Annotated in this window: 19 protein-coding genes; 8 read left to right on the top strand and 11 right to left on the bottom strand. The window is 68.6% G+C overall.

The genetic code is table 11. The features are described from left to right. The first annotated feature begins 15 nt into the window (after positions 1–15). The 4 genes from QZM15_RS15635 to QZM15_RS15620 are packed head-to-tail and all read left to right on the top strand — an operon-like array spanning position 16 to position 4,915. Complete coding sequence (locus tag QZM15_RS15635; RefSeq protein ID WP_302106703.1) at positions 16–1,608, top strand: efflux transporter outer membrane subunit; 1,593 nt, start codon at positions 16–18, stop codon at positions 1,606–1,608. 14 nt (positions 1,609–1,622) lie between these two features. Beyond that, on the top strand, positions 1,623–3,827 hold the full coding sequence (locus QZM15_RS15630; protein ID WP_302106702.1) for an FUSC family protein: 2,205 nt from the start codon (positions 1,623–1,625) through the stop codon (positions 3,825–3,827). Continuing rightward, entirely contained in the window at positions 3,824–4,027 is a 204-nt protein-coding gene (locus QZM15_RS15625) for a DUF1656 domain-containing protein (protein WP_006476212.1), read from the top strand. Before QZM15_RS15630 ends, QZM15_RS15625 begins: the two co-directional genes overlap by 4 nt. A 12-nt stretch (positions 4,028–4,039) precedes the next feature. Beyond that, positions 4,040–4,915 (top strand): HlyD family secretion protein, encoded by an 876-nt coding sequence (locus QZM15_RS15620; RefSeq protein WP_059575847.1) that lies wholly within the window; start codon positions 4,040–4,042, stop codon positions 4,913–4,915. A 21-nt stretch (positions 4,916–4,936) separates the two neighbouring features. Here the strand turns inward: QZM15_RS15620 and QZM15_RS15615 are convergent, their stop codons facing one another. After that, positions 4,937–6,610: a methyl-accepting chemotaxis protein gene (locus tag QZM15_RS15615; RefSeq protein ID WP_124864076.1), complete on the bottom strand. Its 1,674-nt coding sequence runs from the start codon at positions 6,608–6,610 to the stop codon at positions 4,937–4,939. Between the two features lie 405 nt (positions 6,611–7,015). Between QZM15_RS15615 and QZM15_RS15610 the strand changes: the two genes are divergently transcribed. Continuing rightward, positions 7,016–8,251: an MFS transporter gene (locus QZM15_RS15610; protein WP_059575851.1), complete on the top strand. Its 1,236-nt coding sequence runs from the start codon at positions 7,016–7,018 to the stop codon at positions 8,249–8,251. 68 nt (positions 8,252–8,319) lie between these two features. Here QZM15_RS15610 and QZM15_RS15605 read toward each other — a convergent pair whose 3' ends face one another. Continuing rightward, a complete protein-coding gene (locus tag QZM15_RS15605) occupies positions 8,320–9,117 on the bottom strand; it encodes a 5'-methylthioadenosine/adenosylhomocysteine nucleosidase (protein ID WP_302106701.1) in 798 nt (265 codons plus the stop codon). Beyond that, positions 9,114–11,477: a UvrD-helicase domain-containing protein gene (locus tag QZM15_RS15600; protein ID WP_059575855.1), complete on the bottom strand. Its 2,364-nt coding sequence runs from the start codon at positions 11,475–11,477 to the stop codon at positions 9,114–9,116. Before QZM15_RS15600 ends, QZM15_RS15605 begins: the two co-directional genes overlap by 4 nt. Positions 11,478–11,688: 211 nt before the next feature. Here QZM15_RS15600 and QZM15_RS15595 point away from each other — a divergent pair, with 211 nt between their 5' ends. Further along, the gene (locus QZM15_RS15595) at positions 11,689–14,556 is read left to right on the top strand and encodes a valine--tRNA ligase (RefSeq protein WP_302106700.1); all 2,868 of its coding nucleotides are present in this window, start codon (positions 11,689–11,691) and stop codon (positions 14,554–14,556) included. A gap of 87 nt (positions 14,557–14,643) precedes the next feature. Next, complete coding sequence (gene galU / locus QZM15_RS15590; protein WP_059575861.1) at positions 14,644–15,528, top strand: UTP--glucose-1-phosphate uridylyltransferase GalU; 885 nt, start codon at positions 14,644–14,646, stop codon at positions 15,526–15,528. A 53-nt stretch (positions 15,529–15,581) separates the two neighbouring features. On the opposite strand, the gene QZM15_RS15585 is transcribed toward galU, so the two are convergent. The 7 genes from QZM15_RS15585 to QZM15_RS15555 all read right to left on the bottom strand — a co-directional run bounded on the left by QZM15_RS15585 (position 15,582) and on the right by QZM15_RS15555 (position 22,887). After that, positions 15,582–16,196 (bottom strand): DUF4136 domain-containing protein, encoded by a 615-nt coding sequence (locus QZM15_RS15585; protein WP_059575864.1) that lies wholly within the window; start codon positions 16,194–16,196, stop codon positions 15,582–15,584. Between the two features lie 37 nt (positions 16,197–16,233). Then, a complete protein-coding gene (locus QZM15_RS15580; RefSeq protein ID WP_104012267.1) occupies positions 16,234–18,621 on the bottom strand; it encodes a CHASE2 domain-containing protein in 2,388 nt (795 codons plus the stop codon). Positions 18,622–18,631: 10 nt separating this feature from the next. After that, positions 18,632–19,993: a FecR domain-containing protein gene (locus QZM15_RS15575; protein WP_302106699.1), complete on the bottom strand. Its 1,362-nt coding sequence runs from the start codon at positions 19,991–19,993 to the stop codon at positions 18,632–18,634. Continuing rightward, positions 19,990–20,694 (bottom strand): response regulator transcription factor, encoded by a 705-nt coding sequence (locus QZM15_RS15570; protein ID WP_027784223.1) that lies wholly within the window; start codon positions 20,692–20,694, stop codon positions 19,990–19,992. The genes QZM15_RS15575 and QZM15_RS15570 overlap by 4 nt, the downstream gene beginning before the upstream one ends. A gap of 268 nt (positions 20,695–20,962) precedes the next feature. After that, positions 20,963–21,397 carry a hypothetical protein gene (locus tag QZM15_RS15565; RefSeq protein ID WP_059575870.1) on the bottom strand — a complete coding sequence of 145 codons (435 nt, stop codon included), beginning with the start codon at positions 21,395–21,397 and terminating at the stop codon, positions 20,963–20,965. Between the two features lie 210 nt (positions 21,398–21,607). After that, positions 21,608–21,835: a sulfurtransferase TusA family protein gene (locus QZM15_RS15560; protein ID WP_006402122.1), complete on the bottom strand. Its 228-nt coding sequence runs from the start codon at positions 21,833–21,835 to the stop codon at positions 21,608–21,610. A gap of 116 nt (positions 21,836–21,951) precedes the next feature. Beyond that, complete coding sequence (locus QZM15_RS15555) at positions 21,952–22,887, bottom strand: LysR family transcriptional regulator (protein WP_060965936.1); 936 nt, start codon at positions 22,885–22,887, stop codon at positions 21,952–21,954. 109 nt (positions 22,888–22,996) lie between these two features. Here QZM15_RS15555 and QZM15_RS15550 point away from each other — a divergent pair, with 109 nt between their 5' ends. Continuing rightward, complete coding sequence (locus tag QZM15_RS15550) at positions 22,997–24,517, top strand: CoA-acylating methylmalonate-semialdehyde dehydrogenase (RefSeq protein ID WP_059640669.1); 1,521 nt, start codon at positions 22,997–22,999, stop codon at positions 24,515–24,517. A gap of 57 nt (positions 24,518–24,574) precedes the next feature. Here the strand turns inward: QZM15_RS15550 and QZM15_RS15545 are convergent, their stop codons facing one another. Next, on the bottom strand, positions 24,575–25,459 hold the full coding sequence (locus QZM15_RS15545; RefSeq protein WP_059640667.1) for a MurR/RpiR family transcriptional regulator: 885 nt from the start codon (positions 25,457–25,459) through the stop codon (positions 24,575–24,577). Positions 25,460–25,666 lie beyond the last annotated feature (207 nt).

Genomic DNA, 25,666 nt, shown 5'->3' with positions numbered 1-25,666 from the left:
GAAAGGGAGAAAATCGTGCAGTCTCGGGGAAAAACAGGGACGTTCGCACTTGCGGTTCTTGCAATCTCATTAATAATGGCCGGCTGTGCGAGCATGGGCGACAACCGGACCCAGTCCACCCGCATCGAAGCGAACGCGCTCGACGCCGGCGCGGCCATCCGCGCGGCGGACCGCGACGCGGGCTGGCCCGCCGCCGACTGGTGGCGCGCGTACCGCGATCCGCAGCTCGATGCATGGATCGCCGCCGCGCAGGCCGGCAACCCCACCCTGGCGGCGGCGAGAGCGCGCGTGCGCGAAGCACAGGCCATGGCGCGCGTCGCCCGTTCGGCCGAACTGCCGCAGATCAACGGCAATCTGTCGCTGATGCGCGAGCACTGGCCGGACAACGTGTACTACGGCCCGGGCCCGCTCGCGAACGCCGACACCTGGAACAATACCGGCACGCTCGGCCTGTCGTACCACCTCGACCTGTGGGGCAAGGACAAGAACACAACCGAACGCGCGCTCGACACCGCGCACGCGACCGCCGCCGACGCACGGGCGGCGAAGCTCGAACTTGAAGTGAACGTGGTGCGCGCGTATGTCGGCATGTCGATGAACTACGCGCTGCTGGATCTCGCGCATGAAACGTTCGAACGCCAGCGCTCGCTCGCCGATCTCGCGCGCAAGCGGCTGCAGGCCGGCATCGGCACGCAACTCGAAGTCAGCCAGGCGGAATCGACGCTGCCCGACTACGAGCGCCAGATCGACACCTATGAAGAAGCGATCCAGCTCGCGCGCCACCAGCTCGCCGCGCTGGCCGGCAAGGGCCCGGGCGCCGGCGACGCGATCAAGCGGCCGCAGCTTGCGCTCGACGCGCCGGCCGGCCTGCCATCGGCGCTGCCGGCAGACCTGCTCGGCCGCCGCCCCGACGTCGTCGCGGCGCGCTGGACGGTCGACGCGCAGGCGCGCGGCATCGACGTCGCGAAGGCGTCGTTCTACCCGAACATCGACCTGCTCGCGACGGTCGGCGGCTTCGGCGTGACCGCGCCGTTCACCGACTTCCTGCGCGCGATGAACGGCGGCTGGACGGCCGGCCCCGCGCTGTCGCTGCCGATCTTCGAAGGCGGCCGGCTGCGTGCGCAGCTCGGCGCCGCGAATGCCGGCTACGACCAGGCGGTCGAGCGCTACAACCAGACGATCGTCGGCGCGCTCAAGGACATCGCCGACCAGGTCGTGCGGATCCGCTCGCTCGAGACGCAGAAGAAGGACGCCGCGCGCTCGGTGGCGGCCAACAATCGCAGCTATCAGTTGTCGCGCGAAGGCTTCCGCCGCGGGTTGACCGATTACGTGAACGTGCTGGTCGCGCAACAGCAACTGCTGCGCGCGCAGGAGACGGCCGCCCGCATCGACGCGGAACGCCTCGCCGCGCACGCGCAGCTGATGGCCGCGCTCGGCGGCGGGGTCGAGACGGGCACGGATGGCCGGGGCGACCCACCGCCGAAGGACGAAGCCGCCGTCGGCGCCGCCGCGCCAGCCGCCGCATCGGGCACGAAGCCCGCGGCCGCCGTCGGCCGGCCCGCGCAGGTCGCAACCGCCGACGCGTCCGCCGCGCCGGACGCACGGTAACGCGGAGCGCCGCCATGTCAGCCTCCTCCCCCGCTTCCACGCCCGCCGGCGGCCCATTCGCGGCCTGGTACGCCGCGTTCGGCGACTGGGCCCGCACCGACGGCGCCGCGTGGCTCTACCTGTTCAAGGCGCTGCTCGCCGCGTTCATCGCGACCGGCGTGTCGATGCGGCTCGACCTGCCCGCCCCGAAAACGGCGATGACGACCGTCTTCATCGTGATGCAGCCGCAAAGCGGCGCGGTGCTCGCGAAGAGCTTCTACCGGGTCGCCGGCACGATCTTCGGGCTGATCGCGACGCTCGCCTTCGTCGGGCTGTTCCCGCAGCAGCCGCAACTGTTCCTGCTGGCGATCGCGCTGTGGATCGCCCTGTGCACGGCGGGCGCCGCGCGCAACCGCAACTTCCGCAGCTACGGCTTCCTGCTGGCCGGCTACACGACCGCGCTGATCGGCCTGCCCGCGTCGCAGCACCCGGACGGCGCGTTCATGAGCGCGCTGACGCGCGTGGCCGAAATCATGGTCGGGATCGTGTCGGCCGGCGTCGTCAGCGCGCTCGTGTTCCCGCAGTACACGGGCGAACAGATGCGCACGACGGTACGCAAGCGCTTCGGCACCTTCGTCGATTACGTCGCGTCGACGCTTTCGGGCCAGCTCGACCGTGCGCATATCGAAACCATCCATACGCGCTTCGTCGCCGACGTGGTCGGGTTCGAGGCCGCGCGCAGCATGGCCGTGTTCGAGGATCCGGACACGCGGATGCGCAGCGGCCGCCTCGCGCGGCTGAACAGCGAATTCATGAGCGCGTCGAGCCGCTTCCATGCGCTGCACCAGTTGATGAACCGGCTGCATGCGGCCGGCGCGCAGGCCGCGATCGATGCGATCGAGCCGTACTTCCGCGAGATCGCGCCGCTGCTGCTGACGCCGGCCGGCGAACCGGTGCGCACGTCGGCCGACGCCGGCCATGCGGCCGCGCAACTGCTCGCGTGGCGCGACGCGCTGCCGCGCCGCATCCGCGCGACGCGCGCGGCGCTCGAAACGCGGCCGGACTTTCCGCTGCTCGACTTCGATACGGCCGCCGAACTGCTGTACCGCTTCATCACCGACCTGCACGAGTACGCGGCCACCTACGCGTCGCTGTCGAGCGCGACGCACGAGCGCGAACGCTGGATCGAGCGCTACGAGCCGCGCACCAACGCGACGGCGACGGTGATCGCGGCGATCCGCACCGCGACCGTGATTCTCGTGCTCGGCTGGTTCTGGATCGAGACCGCGTGGCCGAGCGGCGTGACGATGACGCTCACGGCGGCGGCCACCTGCGCGCTCGCGTCGTCGACGCCGCGCCCGACCGCGATGTCCGCGCAGATGGGCATGGGCACGGCGCTCGCCGTCTGTACGGGCTTCCTGCTGACGTTCGGGATCTATCCGCACATCGACGGCTTCCCGCTGCTGTGCGTCGCGCTCGCGCCGCTGCTCGCGATCGGCATCTACCTGACGCTGAAGCCGAAGCTCGCCGGCTACGGGATGGGCTACCTGATTTTCTTCTGCTTCCTCGCCGGCCCGGACAACATCACGCACTACGACCCGACCGGCTTCATGAACGATTCGCTCGCGCTCGTGCTGTCGATGGCGGTATCGGCGATCGCGTTCGCGGTGCTGTTCCCGCCGACCGCCCCGTGGCTCAAGAAACGGCTGTTCGCCGATCTGCGCCATCAGGTCGTCGCGGCCGGCCACGCACGGCTCGCGGGCCTGCGCACGCGCTTCGAAAGCGGCGCGCGCGACCTGATGTACCAGGCGCACACGCTGTCGGCCGACCAGCCCGACGTGCAGCGCGACGCACTGCGCTGGATGTTCGCGGTGCTCGAAGCCGGCAACGCGACGATCGACCTGCGTCACGAGCTTGCGGCGCTGCCGCCCGACCCGCGCTATGCGAGCACGATGCCGTGGCGTCGCGCGATCGAGACGATGCGCACGGCGCTGTCGGCGCTGTTCTCGAAGCCGAGCGCCGCGCGCTTCGACGCGACGCTCGCCGCGACCAATGCGGCGATCGACGCGACCCGGCAAACGCTCGACGCGGTCGAGCCGTCGCGTGAAGAGCGCCACCGGCTGCAGCGCATCCTGAGCCATCTGCATTTCGTGCGGACCGCGCTGCTCGACCCGGAATCGCCGCTCGAGCCGCTCAACCGCAACCGCCCCGTGCGTCCCCAACCAGGAGCCTCGTCATGATGCCGCGTGAAATCGCCATTCTCGATGCCTACATGCCCACGGTGGTGCTGATGTTCGTCCTCGGCGCGATCGCGACCTGGGCCGTCGACCGCCTGCTCGCCTACACGGGCCTCTACCGTCTCGTCTGGCACCCGTCGCTGTTCCGGGCCTGCCTTCTCGTCTGCATTTGCGGCGGACTGAGTCTTGCCGTTTACCGTTGATTCCGAACCATCATGATGCTCAGAAAACTCTTCGGCTTCGTCGCGACCGCCGTCATCCTTCTCGTCGCGATCCTGATCGGGCGCTCGCTGTGGGTGCACTACATGGACGATCCGTGGACGCGCGACGGGCGCGTGCGCGCGGAGATCGTCAACGTCGCGCCGGACGTGTCGGGCGCGATCGTCGAGCTGCCCGTGCATGACAACCAGCTCGTGAAGAAAGGCGACCTGATCATGCAGATCGATCCGTCGCACTACCAGATCGCGGTCGAGCAGGCGCAGGCGGCGGTGGCCGCCCGCCGCGCGGAACTGCAGATGCGCCGCGACGATGCGGCCCGCCGCGCGGACCTCGATGCGCTCGTGGTATCGAAGGAAAACCGCGAGAACGCGGCGCACAGCGCATCGAGCGCCGAAGCACAGTACCAGCAGGCGCTCGCCGCGCTCGACGCCGCGAAGCTCAACCTCGAACGCACGCGCGTCGTCTCGCCGGTCGACGGCTACATCACGAACCTGCAGACCTTCAAGGGCAACTACGCGGTGGCCGGCCAGGCGAAGCTCGCGATCGTCGACAGCCACTCGTTCTGGGTCTACGGCTACTTCGAGGAAACCAAGCTGCCGCGCGTGAAGATCGGCGCGCCGGCCGAAATGCGGCTGATGAGCGGCGGCGTGATGAAGGGCCACGTCGAGAGCATCTCGCGCGGCATCTACGATCGCGACAACCCGCAAAGCCGCGACCTCGTCGCGGACGTGAACCCGACCTTCAACTGGGTGCGTCTCGCGCAGCGCGTGCCGGTGCGCATCAAGATCGACGAAGTGCCGGCCGACGTGGTGCTGTCGGCGGGCACGACCTGCACGGTCATCATCGATCCGGACAAGCAGAAGAAGCGGTAATCGGCGGGGCGCGCCGCACGCTCAGTGTGCGATGCGGAAGCGTCCGACCAGCGCCTTCAAGGCCTGCGCTTGCTCGTCGAGCGCGTTCGCGGCCGCGGCCGCCTGTTCGACGAGCGCCGCGTTCTGCTGGGTGCCGGCGTCCATCTGCGTGACCGCGCGGCCGATCTCGTCGATCCCCGCGCTCTGCTCGTCCGACGCCGCCGAAATCTCGCCGATGATGTCGGTCACGCGCTTGACCGCACGCACCACGTCGTCCATCGTGCGGCCGGCGTCGTGCGCGAGCGCCGCACCGTTCGCCACGCGCTCGACCGACGCGCCGATCAGTTCCCGGATCTCCTTGGCCGCGGTCGCCGAGCGCTGCGCGAGCAGCCGCACCTCTCCGGCGACCACCGAGAAACCGCGCCCCTGCTCGCCGGCGCGCGCGGCCTCGACCGCCGCGTTCAACGCGAGAATGTTGGTCTGGAACGCGATCCCCTCGATCGTGCCGATGATGTCGCGGATGTTCTTCGCGCTGTCGTCGATCTCGCTCATCGTCGCGACCACGCGCCCGACGACTTCCCCGCCCGTCTCCGCCACCGCCGACGCATTGGCCGCGAGCGTGCTCGCCTGCCGCGCGTTCTCGGCGTTCTGCCGCACGGTCGACGTGAGCTGCTCCATGCTGGCCGCGGTGCGCTCGAGCGCGACGGCCTGCTGCTCGGTGCGCCGCGACAGGTCGAGGTTGCCGGTCGAGATCTCGCCGGACGCGGCCGCGATGGCTTCGGCGCTCACCGCGATCTCGCCCACGGTTGCCGCGAGCCCCGTCTGCATCTCGGCCAGCGCGCGCACCATGCTGTCGCGATCGTGCCGGCCGAGCGTGATCGGCCGCGTCAGGTCGCCGCGTGCAATGTCCGCGGCAATCTCCTTCGCAAGCGCGGGCTCGCCGCCGAGCTGCGACGCGAGGCGTCGTACGACGCGTTCGGCGATCGCGACGGCCAGCACGATCAGCGCGGCCGTCATTGCCGCGATCATCGCGAACGACGACGAAAAAATGGTCGCGGACGCATCGAGCGTCGCCTTCGACTTTTCGCCGCGCGTCTTCACGAGTTCGGCGACGAGTTTTTCGAGCTTGCTGGTTTCGACCAGCAGCGACACGTCCTGCGTGCCGACCTGCCAGTTCATCTGCGACAGGTCGAGCGGCTGCGCGCGCACCAGCGTGACGAAATCGCGCAGATGCGCGCTCCACGTGCCAACCGCCGTCGAGAACGCGCGCAGCCGCGCCGAATCGCCGGCGTCGGCCGGATCCGCATAGCGCTGCAGCGTGCCGAGCGCCTGGCCGATCGACGCGAGCCCCGCGCTCACTTCGGCGCCGAGTTCGTCACGCTCCTTCGCGGTGGTCGCGGTCAGCAGCATCTTCTGCGCGCGGCTCGCGCGCAGCACCTCGGCCCGCACCTCCGCCGCCGCCCGGCTCGCGACGTGGCCCTGCTCGTAGACCGACGCGATCGACGCGTTCAGCCGGCTGATCTGCCATAGCGAGAACACGCCGATCGCGAGCGTACCGGCCAGCAGGATCGCGAATGCGGCGCGCAACGTCGCCTTGACGGTCCACGGCCGGCGCTCTCGGCGCGCCGCTCGCGCGCGTCGCGTGACGCGACCGGCGGCGACGTCGGATGCGGCGGCTGCCGCACCGGGCTGTGGATGCAAAGATGCTGCTTTCATCGAACTATCCCCGTATGGATCACGCTGCCGGAAAGGTCGGTCCGGCTGTCCCGCGATGGCAGGCCATGCCGCGCGTCCTGCGCCCGCCCGGCGGGTAGCCGGCGCCAGGCGCGGCGCGCGTGTTGTCATTGGGTCGTTCTACGGCCGCCACCGCCGTTTCTTGAGTCCGGAAAAACACGCACCGGGCCCCGGCGCGGCCCCGCCGAAGGGCGGACGCGCCGCCAGCGTTATACCCGTCCAAAAAAGCACGCAGCGGCCGATCCGTCCGACGAATGTCCGATTCGCGATAAAACTTGGCCTGACATTCTTGATACGCCACATTACACTTCATTGACGCATCAACGAATCAACCCACGCGCCGATCCCCAACAGAGCGCGCCTGCCACCTCAACTCGTTCAGTTCACATGGAAACCAGCCTCGACTCCCGGGCCGGCGCAGCCGCCGCCCAGCCGTCCGCACCGCCCGTTGCCCGCACCGTCTACCCGGTGCTCGGCGCGATCAGCTTCTCGCACATGCTCAACGACATGATCCAGTCGTTGATCCTCGCGATCTACCCGATGCTCAAGAGCCAGTTCGCGCTGTCGTTCGCGCAGATCGGCCTGATCACGCTCACTTACCAGATCACCGCGTCCTTGCTGCAACCGCTCGTCGGCCTCTATACCGACAAGCGTCCGAAGCCGTATTCGCTGCCGGTCGGCATGGGCTTCACGCTCGCGGGGCTGCTGCTGATGTCGGCGGCGTCGAATTTCCCGATGCTGCTCGTGGCCGCCGCGCTCGTCGGCTGCGGGTCGTCGGTGTTCCATCCCGAATCGTCGCGGGTCGCGCGGATGGCGTCGGGCGGCCGGCACGGGCTCGCGCAGTCGGTGTTCCAGGTGGGCGGCAATGCAGGCTCCGCGCTCGGGCCGCTGCTTGCCGCGCTCGTGATCATTCCGCACGGCCAGCACAGCATCGCGTGGTTCTCGGCGGCCGCGCTCGTCGCGATGATCGTGCTCACGCAGATCGGCCACTGGTACAAGAAGCATCCGTCGATGAAGAAGAAGACCGCGTCGGCCGGCCACCCGACGCTGTCGCGCGGCCGCGTGATGGGTGCGATCGGCGTGCTGGTGCTGCTCGTGTTCTCGAAGTACTTCTACCTCGCGAGCATCAACAGCTATTTCACGTTCTACCTGATCGACAAGTTCCACCTGTCGGTTCAGGCCGCGCAGATCCACCTGTTCGTGTTCCTCGCGGCGGTGGCGGCCGGCACGCTGATCGGCGGCCCGGTCGGCGACCGGATCGGCCGCAAGTACGTGATCTGGGTGTCGATCCTCGGCGTCGCGCCGTTCACGATGCTGCTGCCGTACGCGAACCTGTTCTGGACGAGCGTGCTGACCGTGATCATCGGCGTCGTGCTGGCGTCGGCGTTCGCCGCGATCCTCGTCTATGCGACCGAGCTGATGCCCGGCAAGGTCGGGATGGTCGCGGGCCTGTTCTTCGGCTTCGCGTTCGGCCTGGGCGGCGTGGGTGCCGCCGTGCTCGGCCAGCTCGCGGACGCGACGAGCATCCCGTTCGTCTACAAGGTGTGCTCGTTCCTGCCGCTGATCGGCGTGCTGACGGTGTTCCTGCCGAACCTCGAAGGCAGCGGACGCAAGCAGGCATGACGAACGGCCGGCCGCGGCACACGCGCCGCGGCCGGCCGATTCGAATGGAGAAGGGTTCGACGGCGGCTTCAGGCCGCCGTCGTCGCATGCAGCGTCAGGAAACGCTTGAGGATGCCGGACGAGTAGCTGCCCGCGATCGCCGACAGGAAGTGCGAGAACGATTGCGTCGCGTGGTCGTCGGCCGTATCGGAGATCGTGCGCACGAGCGCGAACGGCACGTCGTGTTCGGCGCACACCTGCGCGATCGCCGCGCCTTCCATTTCGACCGCGAGCGCGTCCGGCAGCGCGTCGCGCAGCGCGAGCACTTCCCGCTCGCTCGACACGAAGCGGTCGCCGCTGATGACGAGCCCCGCGTGCAGCGCCGCGCCGGCGAGCCCGAAGCGTTCGGCGAGCCGCGCGCCCTCTTCGTCGACGAACAGCGCGCACGCGGCCCGCAAGCGGGCCGTCAGCGCCGCGTCGGTCGCGAAACGCGTGATGCCGAGCAGCGGCACCTCGTAGCGCGGAAAGAGCGGCGACGCGTCGAGATCGTGCTGCAGCAGCGTATCGGCCACGACGACGTCGCCGACGCGCACCGTGCGCGACACACCGCCCGCGACGCCGGTAAACACCACGCCCGACACGCCGAACACGTGGATCAGCGCGCTGACCGTCGCGGCGGCCGCGACCTTGCCGACCCGCGCGAGCGTGACGACGCAGGCCGCGCCGTGCACGGTGCCGACGTGATAATCGCGGCGGCCGAGCGTGACCGTCTTCATCGCGCCGTCGGCGCGCATCGCGGCGATCAGGTCGCCGAGTTCCTCCGGCAGCGCGGCCAGAATGCCGAGCGGACGCGCGGCAGGCGCAACACCCAGATCGACGTCCATCATTCCACCGCCTGCAGTTTCGCGACCGCGAGCGCGAGCCACTTCTCGCCGTGGCGCTTGAACTTCACCTGCGCCTTCGCATCGGTGCCGTTGCCTTCGAGCGCGGTGACCGTGCCTTCGCCGAACTTCGTATGGAACACCTGCTGGCCGACCCGGAAGCCGGCGTCGGCCGCGCGCTGCTTGTCCGCGAACGCGGGCAGCGGCGCGGACACGGCCGCGTCGACGATCTGCTCGCGACTGCCGCCGCCGGGGCGCGCGAACCAGTCGCGCCCGTAACCGGCGTTGTCCGAGCGCCCGCCCCAGCGCGAGCCGGCCTCGACCTTCGGCGTGAGCCACTTCAGCACGTGCTCCGGCAGTTCGTCGAAGAAGCGCGAGCGCACGTTGTAGCGGGTCTGGCCGTGCAGCATCCGGCTTTGCGCGAACGACAGGTAGAGGCGCTCCTTCGCGCGCGTGATCGCGACGTACATCAGCCGGCGCTCTTCCTCGAGGCCGTCCGATTCGAGCACGCTGTTCTCGTGCGGGAACAGCCCTTCCTCGAGCCCCGTGATGAACACGGCCGAGAACTCGAGCCCCTTCGCCGCGTGCACGGTCATCAGCTGCACCGCGTCCTGACCGGCCTGCGCCTGGTTGTCGCCGGCCTCCAGCGACGCGTGCGACAGGAAGCCGGCGAGCGGCGTCATCGTGTCGGGGTTCTGGGCGGGGTCGGCGGGCGACGCCGCATCGAGCACGTCGAGCGCCGGATCGTCGGTCGCCGTGCCCAGCTCGGGCGCCGCGATCGCGCCCGCGCGCAGCGGGATCGAGCGAGCCGGCGTGTCGAGCCCGTAGCCTTCCTCGGCGATGAACGCGGTGGCCGCGTTCACGAGTTCCTGAAGGTTTTCCAGGCGATCCTGGCCTTCGCGCTCGCCCTGGTAGAAATCGGCGAGGCCGCTCGCGCGCACGATGTGCTCGACGGTGTCGGGCAGGTTCATGTGCTGCGTGTCGGCGCGCATCTTCGCGATCAGGTTCGCGAACCCGCCAAGGCTCGTGCCGGCCTTGCCGGTCACGTACGGAATCGCGGCGGCCATCGAGCAGCCGTACAGGCGCGCCGCGTCGGCCAGTTGCTCGACCGAGCGCGCGCCGATTCCGCGGGTCGGGAAGTTCACGACGCGTGCGAATGCGGTGTCGTCGTTCGGGTTGTCGATCAGGCGCAGGTACGCGAGCGCGTGCTTCACTTCCTGCCGCTCGAAAAAGCGCAGGCCGCCGTACACGCGGTACGGAATGCCCGACGACATCAGCGTGTGCTCGATCGAGCGCGACTGCGCGTTGCTGCGGTACAGGACGGCCACCTCACTGCGCGCCATCCCGGTGTTGATCAGCGAACGGATCTCCTCGACGATCCAGCCGGCTTCCTGCGAATCGGTGCTGGCTTCGTACACGCGCACGGGCTCGCCGTGGCCGGCGTCGGTGCGCAGGTTCTTGCCGAGGCGGTGCGCGTTGTTCGAGATCAGCTGGTTCGCCGCGTCGAGGATGTTGCCGTGCGAACGGTAGTTCTGCTCGAGCTTGATCAGGTTGCGCACGCGGAATTCGTCTTCGAAGTCGCGCATGTTGCCGACGTTCGCGCCGCGGAACGCGTAGATCGACTGGTCGTCGTCGCCGACCGCGAAGATCGCGTTCTCGCCGCCCGCGAGCATCTTGAGCCACGCGTACTGCAGCTTGTTGGTGTCCTGGAACTCGTCGACGAGGATGTGCCGGAAGCGCGCCTGGTAATGCGCGCGCAGCGGCGCGTTGTACGCGAGCAGCTCGTAGCAGCGCAGCAGCAGCTCGGGGAAGTCGACGACGCCTTCGCGCTGGCACTGCTGGTCGTACGCCTGGTACAGCTCGACGAACTTGCGGTTGAAGTTGTCGGTCGCGTCGACCTTGTCCGGGCGCAGCCCCTGCTCCTTCGCGTTGTTGATGAAGTACTGGACGTTCTTCGGCGGGTACTTTTCGTCGTCGACGTTCGCCGCCTTCATCAGCCGCTTGATCGCGGACAACTGATCGGCCGTGTCGAGGATCTGGAAGGTCTGCGGCAGGCCCGCGTCGCGCCAGTGGGTGCGCAGCATCCGGTTGCACAGGCCGTGGAACGTGCCGATCCACATCCCGCGCGTGTCGATCGGCATCATCGCCGACAGGCGCGCCATCATCTCGCGCGCGGCCTTGTTCGTGAAGGTGACGGCGAGCACGGTGGGCGGCGATGCGTAGCCCTGCTGGATCAGCCACGCGATGCGCGTGATCAGCACGCGGGTCTTGCCGCTGCCCGCCCCTGCGAGGATCAGCGCCGGTTCGTTCGGCAACGTGACGGCGGCGAGTTGTTCGGGGTTCAGATTGGCGAGCAGATCGGGCATGGAGCGGCAGCTGACGGGCGAGAAAAATGCGGACCCGACATTATAAGTCCGTCGCGATGCCGTTTCCGATCGATTCGGTCGCATGTCGGACGCACGTTGCGGGCGCGTCCCGACAGGCCCGCGCCGGACGGGCGATGGCTGGCCGATGTGCATCCATTTATAATTGTCGGATTCGGCATCCAATTCACGCATTTTTCGGCAAATTTCCACCATGAGCGACAACACGCTGGCGAAGAGCTTCGAACCCCACACCATCGAGTCCCAATGGGGGCCCGAGTGGGAAAAACGCGGCTATGCCGCCCCGGCATTCGATCCGGCGCGCCCCGATTTCGCGATCCAGTTGCCGCCGCCGAACGTCACCGGCACGCTGCACATGGGCCATGCGTTCAACCAGACGATCATGGACGGCCTCGCCCGCTACCACCGGATGCTCGGCGAGAACACGCTGTGGGTGCCCGGCACCGACCACGCGGGGATCGCCACGCAGATCGTCGTCGAGCGCCAGCTCGACGCGCAGGGCGTGTCGCGCCACGACCTCGGCCGCGAGAAATTCGTCGAGCGCGTGTGGGAATGGAAGCAGAAATCCGGCTCGACGATCACCGGCCAGGTGCGCCGCCTCGGCGCGTCGACCGACTGGTCGCGCGAATACTTCACGATGGACGACAAGATGTCGGCCGCCGTGCGCGACGTGTTCGTCACGCTGTATGAACAGGGCCTGATCTATCGCGGCAAGCGCCTCGTCAACTGGGATCCGGTGCTGCTCACCGCCGTGTCGGACCTCGAAGTCGTGAGCGAGGAAGAAAACGGCCACCTGTGGCACATCCGCTACCCGCTCGCCGACGGTTCGGGCTCGCTGACCGTCGCGACCACACGCCCCGAGACGATGCTCGGCGACGTCGCGGTGATGGTCCACCCGGAAGACGAACGCTACGCGAACCTGATCGGCAAGCTCGTCACGCTGCCGCTGACGGGCCGCGAGATTCCGGTGATCGCCGACGACTACGTCGACCGCGAATTCGGCACGGGCGTCGTGAAGGTCACGCCCGCGCACGACTTCAACGACTATCAGGTCGGCCTGCGCCACAACCTCGCGCCGATCGAGATCCTGACGCTCGACGCGAAGATCAACGACAACGGCCCCGAGCAGTATCGCGGCCTCGATCGCTTCGACGCGCGCAAGGCGATCGTCGCCGACCTCGACGCGCAGGGCTTCCTCGACTCGGTGAAGCCGCACAAGCTGATGGTGCCGCGCGGCGACCGCACGGGCGTCGTGATCGAGCCGATGCTGACCGACCAGTGGTTCGTCGCGATGACGAAGCCGGCGCCGGAAGGCACGTTCAATCCGGGCAAGTCGATCACCGAAACGTCGCTCGACGTCGTGCGCAGCGGCCAGATCAAGTTCGTGCCGGAAAACTGGACGACCACCTACTACCAGTGGCTCGAAAACATCCAGGACTGGTGCATCTCGCGCCAGCTGTGGTGGGGTCACCAGATTCCCGCGTGGTACGGCGAGAACGGCGAGGTGTTCGTCGCGCGCGACGAGGAGCAAGCGCGTGCGCAGGCCGCGGCGAAGGGCTATGCGGGCGCGCTCAAGCGCGACGAGGACGTGCTCGACACGTGGTTCTCGTCCGCGCTCGTGCCGTTCTCGTCGCTCGGCTGGCCGAACGAAACGCCTGAACTGAAGCACTTCCTGCCGTCGTCGGTGCTCGTCACCGGCTTCGACATCATCTTCTTCTGGGTCGCCCGGATGGTGATGATGACCACGCACTTCACCGGCAAGGTGCCGTTCCACACCGTGTACGTGCACGGCCTCGTGCGCGACGCGGAAGGCCAGAAGATGTCGAAGAGCAAGGGCAACACGCTCGACCCGATCGACATCGTCGACGGCATCGATCTCGACACGCTGGTCGCGAAGCGCACAACGGGCCTGATGAACCCGAAGCAGGCCGCCACGATCGAGAAGAAGACGCGCAAGGAATTCCCGGACGGCATTCCGGCGTTCGGCACCGACGCGCTGCGCTTCACGATGGCGTCGATGGCGACGCTCGGCCGCAACGTGAACTTCGACCTCGCGCGCTGCGAAGGCTATCGCAACTTCTGCAACAAGCTGTGGAACGCGACGCGCTTCGTGCTGATGAACTGCGAAGGCCACGACTGCGGCGCCGACAAGCCCGAAGTGTGCGGCGCGGGCGACTGCGGCCCCGGCGGCTACCTCGATTTCTCCGCGGCCGACCGCTGGATCGTGTCGCTGCTGCAGCGCACCGAAGCCGACATCGCGAAGGGTTTCGCCGATTACCGCTTCGACAACATCGCGAGCAGCATCTACAAGTTCGTGTGGGACGAGTACTGCGACTGGTATCTCGAACTCGCGAAGGTGCAGATCCAGAACGGCACGCCGGAACAGCAGCGCGCGACGCGCCGCACGCTGCTGCGCGTGCTGGAAACGGTGCTGCGCCTCGCGCATCCGGTCATCCCGTTCATCACCGAAGCGCTCTGGCAGAAGGTCGCGCCGCTCGCCGGCCGCTATCCGCAGGGCAAGGCCGACGGCGAGGCGTCGTTGATGACGCAGGCCTACCCCATCGCGAACCTGCAGAAGCTCGACGAGGCGTCCGAGCAGTGGGCGGCCGACCTGAAGGCGATCGTCGACGCGTGCCGCAACCTGCGCGGCGAGATGAACCTGTCGCCGGCCACCAAGGTGCCGCTGCTGGCCGCCGGCGACGCCGAGCGCCTGCGCTCGTTCGCGCCGTACGTCCAGGCGCTCGCGCGCCTGTCGGAAGTGCAGATCCTGGCCGACGAAGCGTCGCTCGACCAGCAGGCGCACGGCGCGCCGATCGCGATCGTCGGCCCGAACAAGCTGGTGCTGAAGGTGGAAATCGACGTCGCGGCCGAACGCGAGCGCCTGGCGAAGGAAATCACGCGCCTGACGGGCGAGATCGCGAAGTGCAACGCGAAGCTCGGCAACGAGGCTTTCGTCGCGAAAGCGCCGCCGGCCGTGGTCGAACAGGAGCAAAAACGCGTCGCGGAATTCCAGAGCACGCTCGAAAAACTGCGTGCTCAGCTCGATCGGTTGCCTGCGTAACAAAGGGTAAGGTCATTTGCGTTCACTATAATGCGGACGTGAACATAGACCGTCTGACAAGTCGATTACAGGAATAAAGGTTCGATCATGTTGAAAGTCACCAAGGCGGTATTCCCCGTGGCCGGTCTCGGCACGCGGTTCCTGCCGGCAACGAAGGCGAGCCCGAAGGAAATGCTGCCGGTCGTCGACAAGCCGCTGATCCAGTACGCGGTCGAGGAAGCGATCGCTGCCGGCATCACCGAGATGATCTTCGTGACCGGGCGCAGCAAGCGCGCGATCGAGGACCACTTCGACAAATCGTACGAAGTCGAGGCCGAACTCGAGGCGCGCGGCAAGGAAAAGCTGCTCGAGCTGGTGCGCAGCATCAAGCCGAGCCATGTCGACTGCTTCTACGTGCGCCAGCCGGAAGCGCTCGGCCTCGGCCATGCGGTGCTGTGCGCGGAAAAGCTGGTCGCCGACAATCCGTTCGCGGTGATCCTCGCGGACGACCTGCTCGACGGCAACCCGCCGGTGATGAAGCAGATGGTCGACGTGTTCGACCACTATCACAGCTCGGTGATCGGCGTCGAAGAGATCCCGCCGTCGGAGACGAAATCGTACGGGATCGTCGACGGCAAGGAATGGGAAGAGTCGATCGTCAAGATGTCGGCGATCGTCGAGAAGCCGGCGCCGGAAGTCGCCCCGTCGAACCTCGGCGTGGTCGGACGCTACATCCTGAAGCCGCGGATCTTCGAGCACCTGCGCGCGCTGAAGCCCGGCGCGGGCGGCGAACTGCAACTCACCGACGCGATCCAGGCACTGCTCGCCGACGAACAGGTGCTGGCCTACAAGTATCAGGGCACGCGCTACGACTGCGGCAGCAAGCTCGGCTACCTGAAGGCGACGGTCGAATTCGCGCTGCGCCACCCGGAAGTCGGCGCGGAGTTCGAAACGTACCTGCGCACCCGCGACGGCGGCCAACCGGCCGTCTGAACGCGGCAAGGGCCTGCCCCGGCGGGCCCGCCCTCACCTTGCGGCCGGCGCCTTCAGCGCGCGTCGGCCGGCTTCACCGAGACGACGCCCGGCATGCCGCCCGCGTCGTCTTTTTTCGTCTTGACCAGCCAGCCGGTGCCGTCGCCGAACGGGACCTTCGCCAGCGCACTCTTCACGAGCGCCGGCGCGGCCTGCTGCGTACCCGGATCGCGATCGCGCAGCGACGCCGACACGCGATAGACGTCGGCACCCGATTTCGCATCGACGAAACGCAGCGTCAGCACGTGGCGGTACACGCGGCCCATGAACGGCAGCGCGAGCGGCGCGGGCCCGTCGACCGTCACGCAGGCGCTGCTCGCCGCGCCGCAGCGCTCGGCGCTTGCCGCGACCGCCGCCGGCTGGGTCGCGTACGCGATCGACAACCGGTAACGCGCGTCCTTGAGCGGCTGCGCATCGAAGCCGCGGCGCGCGAGCTCGTCGCGCACGAGCGTCTCGATCTGCCGGTACTCGGCATCGCCCGCCTGCGCGGCCGTCCGCACGAAATCGTAGCCGTGCGCACCGGAAGCGAACGCATCCGGCTGCCCGACCGCACTCACGCCGCTCGTGACGCCGGCGCAACCCGCCAACAGCGACGCCGCCAGCGCGGCCGCCGCCCATTGCTTTCTCATGGCTTTCCCCAAATGCCTGCCGTCGCGCCCGGCCCTGTCAGGCGGACGGCTCGTCGATCGCGGGCAGCGACACCGTCACCGCGGTGCCGACACCCACTTCGCTGTCGACCGACACGCTGCCCCCATGGCGCGTGACGACCGTCTTCACGAACGCCATGCCGAGCCCGGAACCCGAGATTTCGGGCCGCTCGCCGGCATGGAACCGCTTGAAACGCTCGAACAGATGCCGCTGATCTTCCGGCGCGATGCCGTACCCCTGATCGCGAATCGTACAGAACATCCGCTTCGTTGCGTGCTCGACCGTCAGCGTACACGTGATCACCGTGTCGGACGGACTGTATTTGACCGCGTTGTTCAGCAGGTTCACGAACGCGCGCGTGATCAGCGAGCGGTCCGCGCGCACCCAGCACATGTCGGCGCCCACGTCGGTCTCGATGCGGATGTGTTTCGCCTGCGCCTGCGGCCACACCTCGTCGCTCGCATCGATCAGCACGTCGACGAGGCTCGTCACCTCGAGCTGGTACGCCTGCGACTCGGCGCGCGCCAGTTGCACGAACTCGTCGGCGAGCGACAGTGCGCGGTGCGCATAGCGCTCGATCCGTGCAAGCAGCCCGCGCATCGCATCGCTCTCGACGCGGTCGCGCTCGATCTCGACCAGCGCGAGGATCGACGACTGCGGCGAACGCATGTCGTGCGACAGCAGGTGCAGCGCTTCCTCGCGCTGCCGCTCGGCCGCGTGCAGTTCGGTCACGTCGACGAGGCCGGCGATCCAGCCGGTCACGCGACCTTGCGCGTTCGTGCACGCGGCGTAGCGTAGCAGATGGTCGAGCCCGTCCCGGTCGCGCACCTCGATGCCCCGCGCCATCGCGTCGTGCTCGGCCTCGAGCGTCGGGTCGAGCGCGGCCGGCCAGTGCTCGCGGATCGCCGCGTCATGCTCCGCGTTGCCGTCGACCGTCTTCATGAACGTCAGCTCGCCGAGCGCGATGCGCAGCGGCCGCCCTTCCGGCAGCGGCAGCGCGAGCCGCGACCCGTAGCGTTTGGCCGCATGATTCGCGATCAGCACGGTACCGGCGAGGTCGGTCACGAAGATCGGTTCGGGCATGCTGTCGAGGCTGTCCCACACGAAGCGCTTCATGTCCTGCACGCGCTGCGCGGCCTGCGCCATCAGCGCCATCTGCCGCTCGAGCACGTCGCCGCCGACGTTGCGCGTGCGCGGCGCCTCGGGCAGCAGGTGCGGCTCGTCGGCGAGCTTCTGCAGCTCGCGACGCAGATACGACATCGTCATTTCCAGCCGCCGCCAGTTCCAGATCGGGTAGACGGCGATCAGCCCGAAGATCGCCGGCGCCGGCGTCAGCCAGATGCGCGCCTCGAACAGCAGCGCCACGCTCGCGACCACGGCGAGCGCGGCCAGGCTCAGCGTCAGCAGCAGCGCGCGCCACGGCGACAGCATCAGGAAGCCGCCCAGCAACACGGCGAGCGGCAGCAGCGACGCGATGAACAATCCCGCGCGCGACGCGGGCGAGATCGCGCTGCCGGTCGCCAGCATGTCGAGCACGTTCGCATGGATGTACACGCCGGCGAGCGGACCGAACTCGCCGGACACCGGCGTCGCGAAGCGATCGTACAGCCCGGACGCGGTCACGCCGACGACGACGATCTTGCCGCGCAGGGCGTCGGGCTTCACGCGCCCTTCGAGCACGTCGTCGAACGACAGCGTCGGATACGCGGGCGTGTTGCGGCTGAACGGAATCAGGTAGCGGCCCTCGCCCGCCGCATCGCGCGACAGGTCGTGCGCGTTCGCGCCGGGCACGCCGCCGACCGGGTGCAGCCGGCCGGCCTGGATCGCGCGGTACACGGGCACCATCAGTTGCGGCCAGCGCACGCGGCCGTCGCTTTCGAACAGCGCGACGCTGCGAACGATCCCGTCGCGATCGACTTCGAGATTGATATGGCCGAGCCCCGTCGCACGCGCGGCGAGCGCGGCGACCGGCGGATCGACGGAACGCGCGCCGTCCGCCTGCTCGGGGCTCAGCAGCACCGGCAGAAAGGTCGGCACGCGGCTCATCGCGTCCGCGAACGCGCGATCCTCGGGCGACGGCTCGGTAAACAGCACGTCGTAGACGACGGCGGCCGGCTGTGCGCGCGCGAGCGTGTCGAGCAGCCGCGCGTGCACGTCGCGCGGCCACGGCCAACGACCGAGCGCGGATACGCTCTGGTTGTCGATGTCGACGACGACCACGTCGGGCGACAGCGGCAGGCTGCGCAGCATCAGCAGCCGGTCGTAGATCAGCCCGTCGACGCTCGACGACAGGCGGCCGAGCGCGCATGCGAGGATCACCGCGATCCCGAGGCAGCCGATCGCGATCCATTCGATCAGGAAGCGGCGGCCGAGGCGCCGCCGCGGAGAAACGGAGTCGTGTCTCATGCGCCGCGGGTCAGCGCGACAACGTGAACGCGCTGACCGGACTGGTCTTCTCGTAGAACTTGCCGCCTTCGAAATCCTCGACGGTCACGGCCCAGAAATAGTCGCCCGGCGGCAGGTGCGCGACGGTGATCTGGCGCGCGTGCAGGCCGACCTGATCGACGACCGGCGCGCTCAGGTCCTTCGAGCGCGACAGCACGAAGCGGTAACGCGCGTTCTTGCCCGAGCCATTCGGCGACCAGCGGAACTCGTAACCGCCCGCGCCCTGCGACGCGCTCGCGTCGAGCCCCATCACGCGGCGTTCGAACGCATAGGTGCGCGGCCGTCCCTCGAGGCCGTTCGCATCGATCGCGGCGATCCGCACGAAGTAGTTCCCGTTCGGCACGTCGCGGAACACCGCGCGCGGCGAATCGGTACGCGTCTCGCGGAACAGGTCGAGCAGCCCCGCATCGTGCGCGAGCTGCACGCGATACGCATGCGCCTGCGCGAGCGGCGTGACGTCGAAGGCGACGTCGGGCTCGTCCTGCACCTTGTCGGGATGCGCGAGCGTTGGCGCGCCCAGCAGTTCGACGGGCGCGCCGACCGCGCCGGACGACGTCGCGACGCTGCCGAAATTCGCATGCACGAGCGTCGCGTCGGCCGGCCGCCGGCCGCCCGCGACGCCGACGGTGCCGTCGAGCACTTCGACGCGCGTCGTCGCATTGCCGGCCGCGTCGTAGTTCACGCGAAAGCGCGTGCCGCGCACGCCGGCCACGACCGACGGCGAGCGGATCTGGAAGCGGTCGTCGCGTTTCTTCAGGTGGGTGACTTCGCTGTCGACCGAGCCGCGCGTGAGTTCGAACTCGCGATCGAGCGTGCCGGTCAGCACCGTGCGGCGCAGCGACTTCAGGTCGAGCTGGCTGTCGGGCGGCAGGCTCATGTGCGTGCCGTCGCTCAGCTCGATCGTCACGAAGCCGTTCGCGCCCGTGCGCACGCGGTCGCCTTCGGCGAGCGTCGCATCGTTCGCGAGCGGCGCGAAGGCGCCGCCGGACGCGCGCTCGGCCGTGCCCTGCACCGCGACCACGCGTGCGGTGAGCTTTTCCTTGCGCAGCCGCGCGACCGGCAGCTTCAGCGCGATGCCGGGCTGCAGGTGCTTCGGCGCCGGCACGCCGTTGATCTGCTGGAGCAGTTGCCAGTCGTCCGCGCCTTGCAGGTAGCGCGCGGCGACGTCGTACAGCGTGTCGCCCGCCTGCGTGCGATAGACGACCATCTTGCCCGCGGCGGCGGGCGGCTGCGCGACGGCGGGCTGCACGGCGAACGCCAACGCCGCCGCGCAGGCCGCGTGCAGCGCCGCCGTACGCAGGCTCGCCGTGCGCGGCGTGATTCGCGTGATCACTCCGGTTCCCCCTGGCCGACCCGTTCGAGCCGGTAGCCGTACCCGTAGATCGGCGCGAGACGGTAGCCGTTTTCGGGCCGCAGGCCGAGCTTGGTGCGCAGCATCGAAATGTGCGTATCCATCGTGCGCGACGGGATGTCGGTCGCCTGCTTCCACACGAGGTCGAGAATGTGCGCGCGCGACAGGGGCCGGTCGAGATGCTGGAACAGCAGCAGCGCGAGCTCGAATTCCTTTTGCGTGAGGCTGACGGCCTTGTCGCCGACGTACGCCTGCTTCAGGTTCACATCGAAACGGAACTGGTCGAACTCGCGAACGGTCGCCTCGGCGTTGACCGGATACGCGCGGCGCAGCAGCGAACCGATGCGCGCGCGCAGGATCGGGCCCGACACGGGCTTGACCACGTAATCGTCGGCGCCGGCGTTGAGGATCTGCGTGATACCCGCCTCGTCGTCGCGGCTCGTCATGAAGATGATCGGCAGGCTGTGCTCGGTCTGGTTGGCGCGCACCCACTTGAGCACTTCCTCGCCGGACATGTCGGGCACGTTCCAGTCGAGCACCAGCAGATCGAACGTCTCGCGCTGCAGGCGCTTTTTCAGGGCCTTGCCTTCCTTGAACGCGTAGCACGTGTGGCCGATGGCCGTCAGCGTTTGACTGACGAAATCCGTCTGGGCCGGATCGTCATCCAGTACAGCAATTCTCATAGCACCCCGCAAATCGAAGTCGGTTCGTCCATTCGGCTCCCGCGCCTGCCCCGGCCGCGCAGCATGCGCGCGGCGTTCCGGATACCGGCCGGCGAGCCGTCGTTCGCCGCTCGCGCCTCCTGCGCACCCCGGCGACCCCGGCTAAATATCTCAAAAACGGGGCACGGACGAACCGGCGATTTCATCATAGTAGTATGAAATTCGCCAAGAAATTGCGCGGACTATCGCCCTTTCTTCGAATAATCCCTTCTGTTGCGCAACCGGACGCCTATTCGGCGCCCGCGATGCCGGCCACCGGCTCGGCACAGTCGTCTGTCGGCACGCGCGGCGACGGCGGCTCCGCCAGCGGCGGTTGCGCAAGCATCCGCTGCAGCTGGTCGCGCACGCGCTCCCACGCGCCGGCCGCGTAGTCGGGCTGGCCCGCCGCCCATGCCTGCGCCAGATCGAACACGCGTTCGATCGTCGCGCCGCAGTAGGTCGGGCCCGAGCCGTCGTCCCGCGCGGCATCGCGCAGCCGTTCGTCGAGCCACTCGGCCAGCCACGGCATCTCGGCCGCGGCCGAATCCGCATACGCCTCCAGCGCGGCACGCGCGTGGCGGTCCTGTTGCGGATCGAGCTCGATCCGGCTCAATTCCGACGTGCGCACGGGCGCAATGCTTTCCGCTCCGGACGGGCTTCCAAAGGTCCCTGGTCTGAAGGACATGTCCTCTCCCCGTTGTACGACGGTAGCGTCAGGCATGGCCCCCGAGCCCGCCGTGCGACGTACCGTGGCCGGCGCCTCCGCTGGGAGCGGACGACCGGCCGGCTCAGTATACGCAGCCGGTCGCGCGACGAGGTTTAAGAATTGTCAGAAAGGAGCGGCAAGACACGGCCGGCCGGAAGCCTGCCGCGGCGGGATGGGTAATGCGCGCCTTCAGCGGCGGCGCATCAGGAACACGAAGGTCTTGTCCTGCGTCGTCGATTCGACGATCTCGTTGCCCGTCTGCTTCGCGAACGCGGCGAAATCGCGCTGCGAGCCCGGATCGGTCGCGAGCACCTTGAGGATCTGCCCGCTTTCCATATCGGCAAGCGCTTTCTTGGCACGCAGGATCGGCAACGGGCAATTGAGCCCGCGCGCGTCCACTTCCTTGTGAATCTGCATCGGCTGTCGACCTTCGAATGACGCGCCACACCTGGCGCGGGAGGAAGCCGCGATTTTACCGCAGCGCCGCCGCGCCTGCCCGGGCGCCCACGGCCCGGCGCCCGCCGGCATCCGGCTCATGCGCCGGAGAAACCGCCCGCGAGCCGTTCGCGCAGGTGCCGCACGAGCGCGCGCACCGCGCTCGGCACGACGGGGCTGTACGGGCGGATCGCGAAAATATGGTCGCCGAACGCGCCCGACGGCCGCCAGCCGTCGAGCAGCGCGACGAGGCGGCCGGCGTCGAGATCGCGCCGCGCGCTGAAATCGGGCAGCAGCGCGATGCCGAGCCCGCCGAGCGCGGCCTCGCGCATCGCCTCGCTGTTGTTCGCCGCGAAACTGCCGCGCACCGGCACGCTCACGCGCTCGCGCCGGCGGCCGTCCGGCTCGAAGCTCCACGCGGCCGGCTCGTTCTCGCGCAGGTAGCACAGGCAGCTGTGATCGACGAGCTCGCCTGGGTGGCGCGGCGCGCCGCGCGCGTCGAGATAGTCGCGGCTCGCGACCAGCAGCGAACGCGTGTCGCACAGCTTCCATGCGACGTGGGTCTGCGGCGCGGTGGTCGTATGGCGGATCGCGAGATCGAAGCCCTCCTGCGTCAGCGAGTGCAGGCGATCCGACAGGTCGAGCTCGATCTGCACGCCCGGATGCCGGCGCAGGAAATCGGGCAGGTGCGGCACGACCTGCTGGCGCCCGAGCGCGACCGGCACCGTCACGCGCAGCAGCCCGCGCGGCTCGCCGGCGAGATCTTTCACGCGCGCGAAATGCTGGCCGATCGACTCGAACGCGTCGCGCGTGCTGTCGACGAGCGTCTGGCCCGCATCGGTGAGCCGCACGCTGCGCGTGGTGCGGCGCACGAGCGGCACGCCGGCCGCCTTTTCGAGATCGGCGATGCGCTGGCTCATCGCGGCCTTGCTGATGCCGAGCCGCTGCGCGGCAGCCGTGAAACTGCCCGCCGCGGCCAGCACCGTCAGCGAATGGATATGCGGCCAGAGCGCCTGGACATTTTGCTGATTCATCCGCCGATTATTCAGAATTCTGAACAGTGAATCAAGTTTGGCGGACTTCTCCCGCCCTGCCGGTTTCCCTAGACTGGGCGCTGTTCGCCTTCATCCCCAGGAGACACGCATGACCACGGTTCCCGCGTATACGTCCGACGCCGACGTCGGCCACTACATCGACGGCGCGCCCGTCGCCGGCCGCAGCGGCCGCTTCCAGGACGTCCTCAATCCGGCGCTCGGTCGCGCGGTGCGTCGCGTGGCGCTGGCCGACGACAGCGAAGTGCGGCAGGCCGTCGCCGCCGCCCACGCCGCGTTCCCGGCCTGGGCCGACACGCCGCCGATCCGCCGCGCACGCGTGCTGCACCGTTTCCTGCAACTGATGAACGAGCACCGCGACACGCTCGCGGCGATCATCACCGCCGAGCACGGCAAGGTGTTCTCGGACGCGCAAGGCGAAGTCGCGCGCGGCATCGACATCGTCGAATTCGCATGCGGCGTGCCGCAACTGCTGAAGGGCGACTTCACCGACCAGGTCAGCACCGGCATCGACAACTGGACGATGCGCCAGCCGCTGGGCGTCGTCGCGGGCATCACGCCGTTCAACTTCCCGTGCATGGTGCCGTGCTGGATGTTCCCGGTCGCGATCGCGACGGGCAACACGTTCGTACTGAAGCCGAGCGAGCGCGACCCGTCGGCCGCGCTGTTCATCGCCGACCTGCTCACGCAGGCGGGCCTGCCGGCCGGCGTGTTCAACGTCGTGCAGGGCGGCAAGGACGCGGTCGATGCGCTGCTCGACCACCCGGACGTGCAGGCCGTCAGCTTCGTCGGCTCGACGCCGATCGCGGCGTACGTGCAGCAGCGCGCGGTGCAGTCGGGCAAGCGCGTGCAGGCGCTCGGCGGCGCGAAGAACCACCTCGTCGTGATGCCCGACGCGAACATCGAGCAGGCCGTCGACGCGCTGATCGGCGCCGCGTACGGCTCGGCCGGCGAGCGCTGCATGGCGATCAGCATCGCGGTGCTGGTCGGCGACGTGGCCGACAGGATCGTGCCGGCGGTCGCCGAACGCGCACGCAAGCTGGTGATCGGCGACGGGATGTCGCCGGAAGTCGAGATGGGCCCGATCGTCACCGGCGAAGCGCTCAAGCGCATCGAAGGCTATATCGAGCAGGGCGTGAACGAAGGCGCACAACTGGTGGTGGACGGGCGCGGGCTGCGCGTGCCGGGCCGCGAGGCCGGCTTCTTCACCGGCGGCACGCTGTTCGATCACGTGACGCCCGACATGCGCATCTATCAGGAAGAAATATTCGGGCCGGTGCTCGGCTGCGTGCGCGTGAAGGATTTCGGCGAAGCGGTCGACCTGATCAACGCGCACGAGTTCGGCAACGGCGTGTCGTGCTTCACAAGCGACGGCGGGATCGCGCGCGAATTCGCGCGGCGCATCCAGGTCGGCATGGTCGGCATCAACGTGCCGATCCCGGTGCCGATGGCGTGGCACGGCTTCGGCGGCTGGAAGAAGAGCCTGTTCGGCGACATGCACGCGTACGGCGAGGAAGGCGTGCGCTTCTACACGCGCCAGAAGTCGGTGATGCAGCGCTGGTCGTCGAGCATCGGCAAGGGCGCCGAATTCGCGATGCCGACCGCGAAGTAAGCCGGCCGGTGCGCCGCCCGTCGAGCCGTTCGGCGGGCGGTGCGCAGCCAGTCGGGATCAACCGGCTTTCGTGCCGTGCGCGCCGTCGGCGCTCGGCATATAAGATAGCTCGAGCCGGTACGCGAGCGCGACGAACAGGCTCTGCGCGAGGCCCATCGTCGCGGTCAGCGCGCGAAAGCCAAACGTCGCGCTGTCCTGCACCATCAGCGTCACCTCGGCCTCCCGCGCGAGCGGGCTCATCCGGCTGTCGGTGATCGCGATCAGCCGGGCGCCGCGCTGCGCGGCCTGCTGCGCGACCTGCACGGTCTCGTCCGCGTACGGCATGAACGAGATCGCGATCATCACGTCGCCCTCGCGCACCGACCGGATCTGCCCGAGATGCATGCTGCCGAGCGCGCTGAACAGCCCGATGCGCTTGTCGGTGTGCTGCAGCGCATAGTCGAGATACACGGCGATCGGAAACGCGCGCCGCGACCCGGCGATCCAGATCGCCTGCGTATCGGCGAGCAGGTCGACGGCCCGCGCGAGCGCCTGCGAGTCGAGCGTCTGCCGCAACTGCTGCATCCCGGCGATGCTGCCCTTGATGAATTCGTCGGCGATCTGTTCGGGCTGCAGGCTCGACGAACCGGCTTCGATCACGTCGCGCAGCCGCAGGTTGTATGCGCGCCCCGGCGCGATCTGCTGCGCGAGCCCTTCGCGGAACAGCCGCTGCATTTCGGAGAAGCCGGAAAAGCCGAAGTGCTTCGCGAAGCGCACGACGGCCGACGGCTGGACGCCGCAGGCCTCCGCGAGCGACTGGATGCCTTCCAGCCCAAGCTGGTCCCGATGCGTTTCCACGTGGCGCGCGATCACCTTCAGGCGATTGCTGAGGCCGTCGTACTCCTGCGTCAGGTGCTGCAGGAACGCCTCGACGGTGGCGGGAGGTTTCTCGGATGAACTCATCGGATAGCGCGAAGTTGACGGTCCCGATGCGCGCGCGTGGCTGGCGGGCGCGGCCCGGGGCTCGACTGGATACATGCATGAAGGGCGAATTTAATCACGTTTGCGGCACGGCCCGTGCCGCGTGCTCGCTCCCACGCGCTCGATCATCACCAGGGTCTGTTGACGTACGCTCCACGGCAAGACTGGAACCGATTGTCCAACGCGCGC

The organism is Burkholderia sp. AU44665, from assembly GCF_030504405.1.
GTDB classification, from domain to species: domain Bacteria; phylum Pseudomonadota; class Gammaproteobacteria; order Burkholderiales; family Burkholderiaceae; genus Burkholderia; species Burkholderia semiarida.
Note: the sequence above shows the minus strand (reverse complement) of the source record. Positions and strands in the feature narration are given on the sequence as shown.

Bases quoted from the DNA above. Each gene is read 5' to 3' on its own strand.
- QZM15_RS15545 (WP_059640667.1), bottom strand. From the start codon at position 25,459: ATGAGTTCATCCGAGAAACCTCCCGCCACCGTCGAGGCGTTCCTGCAG.
- QZM15_RS15555 (WP_060965936.1), bottom strand. From the start codon at position 22,887: ATGAATCAGCAAAATGTCCAGGCGCTCTGGCCGCATATCCATTCGCTG.
- QZM15_RS15600 (WP_059575855.1), bottom strand. From the start codon at position 11,477: ATGCCCGATCTGCTCGCCAATCTGAACCCCGAACAACTCGCCGCCGTC.
- QZM15_RS15595 (WP_302106700.1), top strand. From the start codon at position 11,689: ATGAGCGACAACACGCTGGCGAAGAGCTTCGAACCCCACACCATCGAG.
- QZM15_RS15560 (WP_006402122.1), bottom strand. From the start codon at position 21,835: ATGCAGATTCACAAGGAAGTGGACGCGCGCGGGCTCAATTGCCCGTTG.
- galU (WP_059575861.1), top strand. From the start codon at position 14,644: ATGTTGAAAGTCACCAAGGCGGTATTCCCCGTGGCCGGTCTCGGCACG.
- QZM15_RS15630 (WP_302106702.1), top strand. From the start codon at position 1,623: ATGTCAGCCTCCTCCCCCGCTTCCACGCCCGCCGGCGGCCCATTCGCG.
- QZM15_RS15550 (WP_059640669.1), top strand. From the start codon at position 22,997: ATGACCACGGTTCCCGCGTATACGTCCGACGCCGACGTCGGCCACTAC.
- QZM15_RS15605 (WP_302106701.1), bottom strand. From the start codon at position 9,117: ATGATGGACGTCGATCTGGGTGTTGCGCCTGCCGCGCGTCCGCTCGGC.
- QZM15_RS15610 (WP_059575851.1), top strand. From the start codon at position 7,016: ATGGAAACCAGCCTCGACTCCCGGGCCGGCGCAGCCGCCGCCCAGCCG.
- QZM15_RS15570 (WP_027784223.1), bottom strand. From the start codon at position 20,694: ATGAGAATTGCTGTACTGGATGACGATCCGGCCCAGACGGATTTCGTC.
- QZM15_RS15620 (WP_059575847.1), top strand. From the start codon at position 4,040: ATGATGCTCAGAAAACTCTTCGGCTTCGTCGCGACCGCCGTCATCCTT.
- QZM15_RS15615 (WP_124864076.1), bottom strand. From the start codon at position 6,610: ATGAAAGCAGCATCTTTGCATCCACAGCCCGGTGCGGCAGCCGCCGCA.
- QZM15_RS15565 (WP_059575870.1), bottom strand. From the start codon at position 21,397: ATGTCCTTCAGACCAGGGACCTTTGGAAGCCCGTCCGGAGCGGAAAGC.
- QZM15_RS15585 (WP_059575864.1), bottom strand. From the start codon at position 16,196: ATGAGAAAGCAATGGGCGGCGGCCGCGCTGGCGGCGTCGCTGTTGGCG.
- QZM15_RS15580 (WP_104012267.1), bottom strand. From the start codon at position 18,621: ATGAGACACGACTCCGTTTCTCCGCGGCGGCGCCTCGGCCGCCGCTTC.
- QZM15_RS15625 (WP_006476212.1), top strand. From the start codon at position 3,824: ATGATGCCGCGTGAAATCGCCATTCTCGATGCCTACATGCCCACGGTG.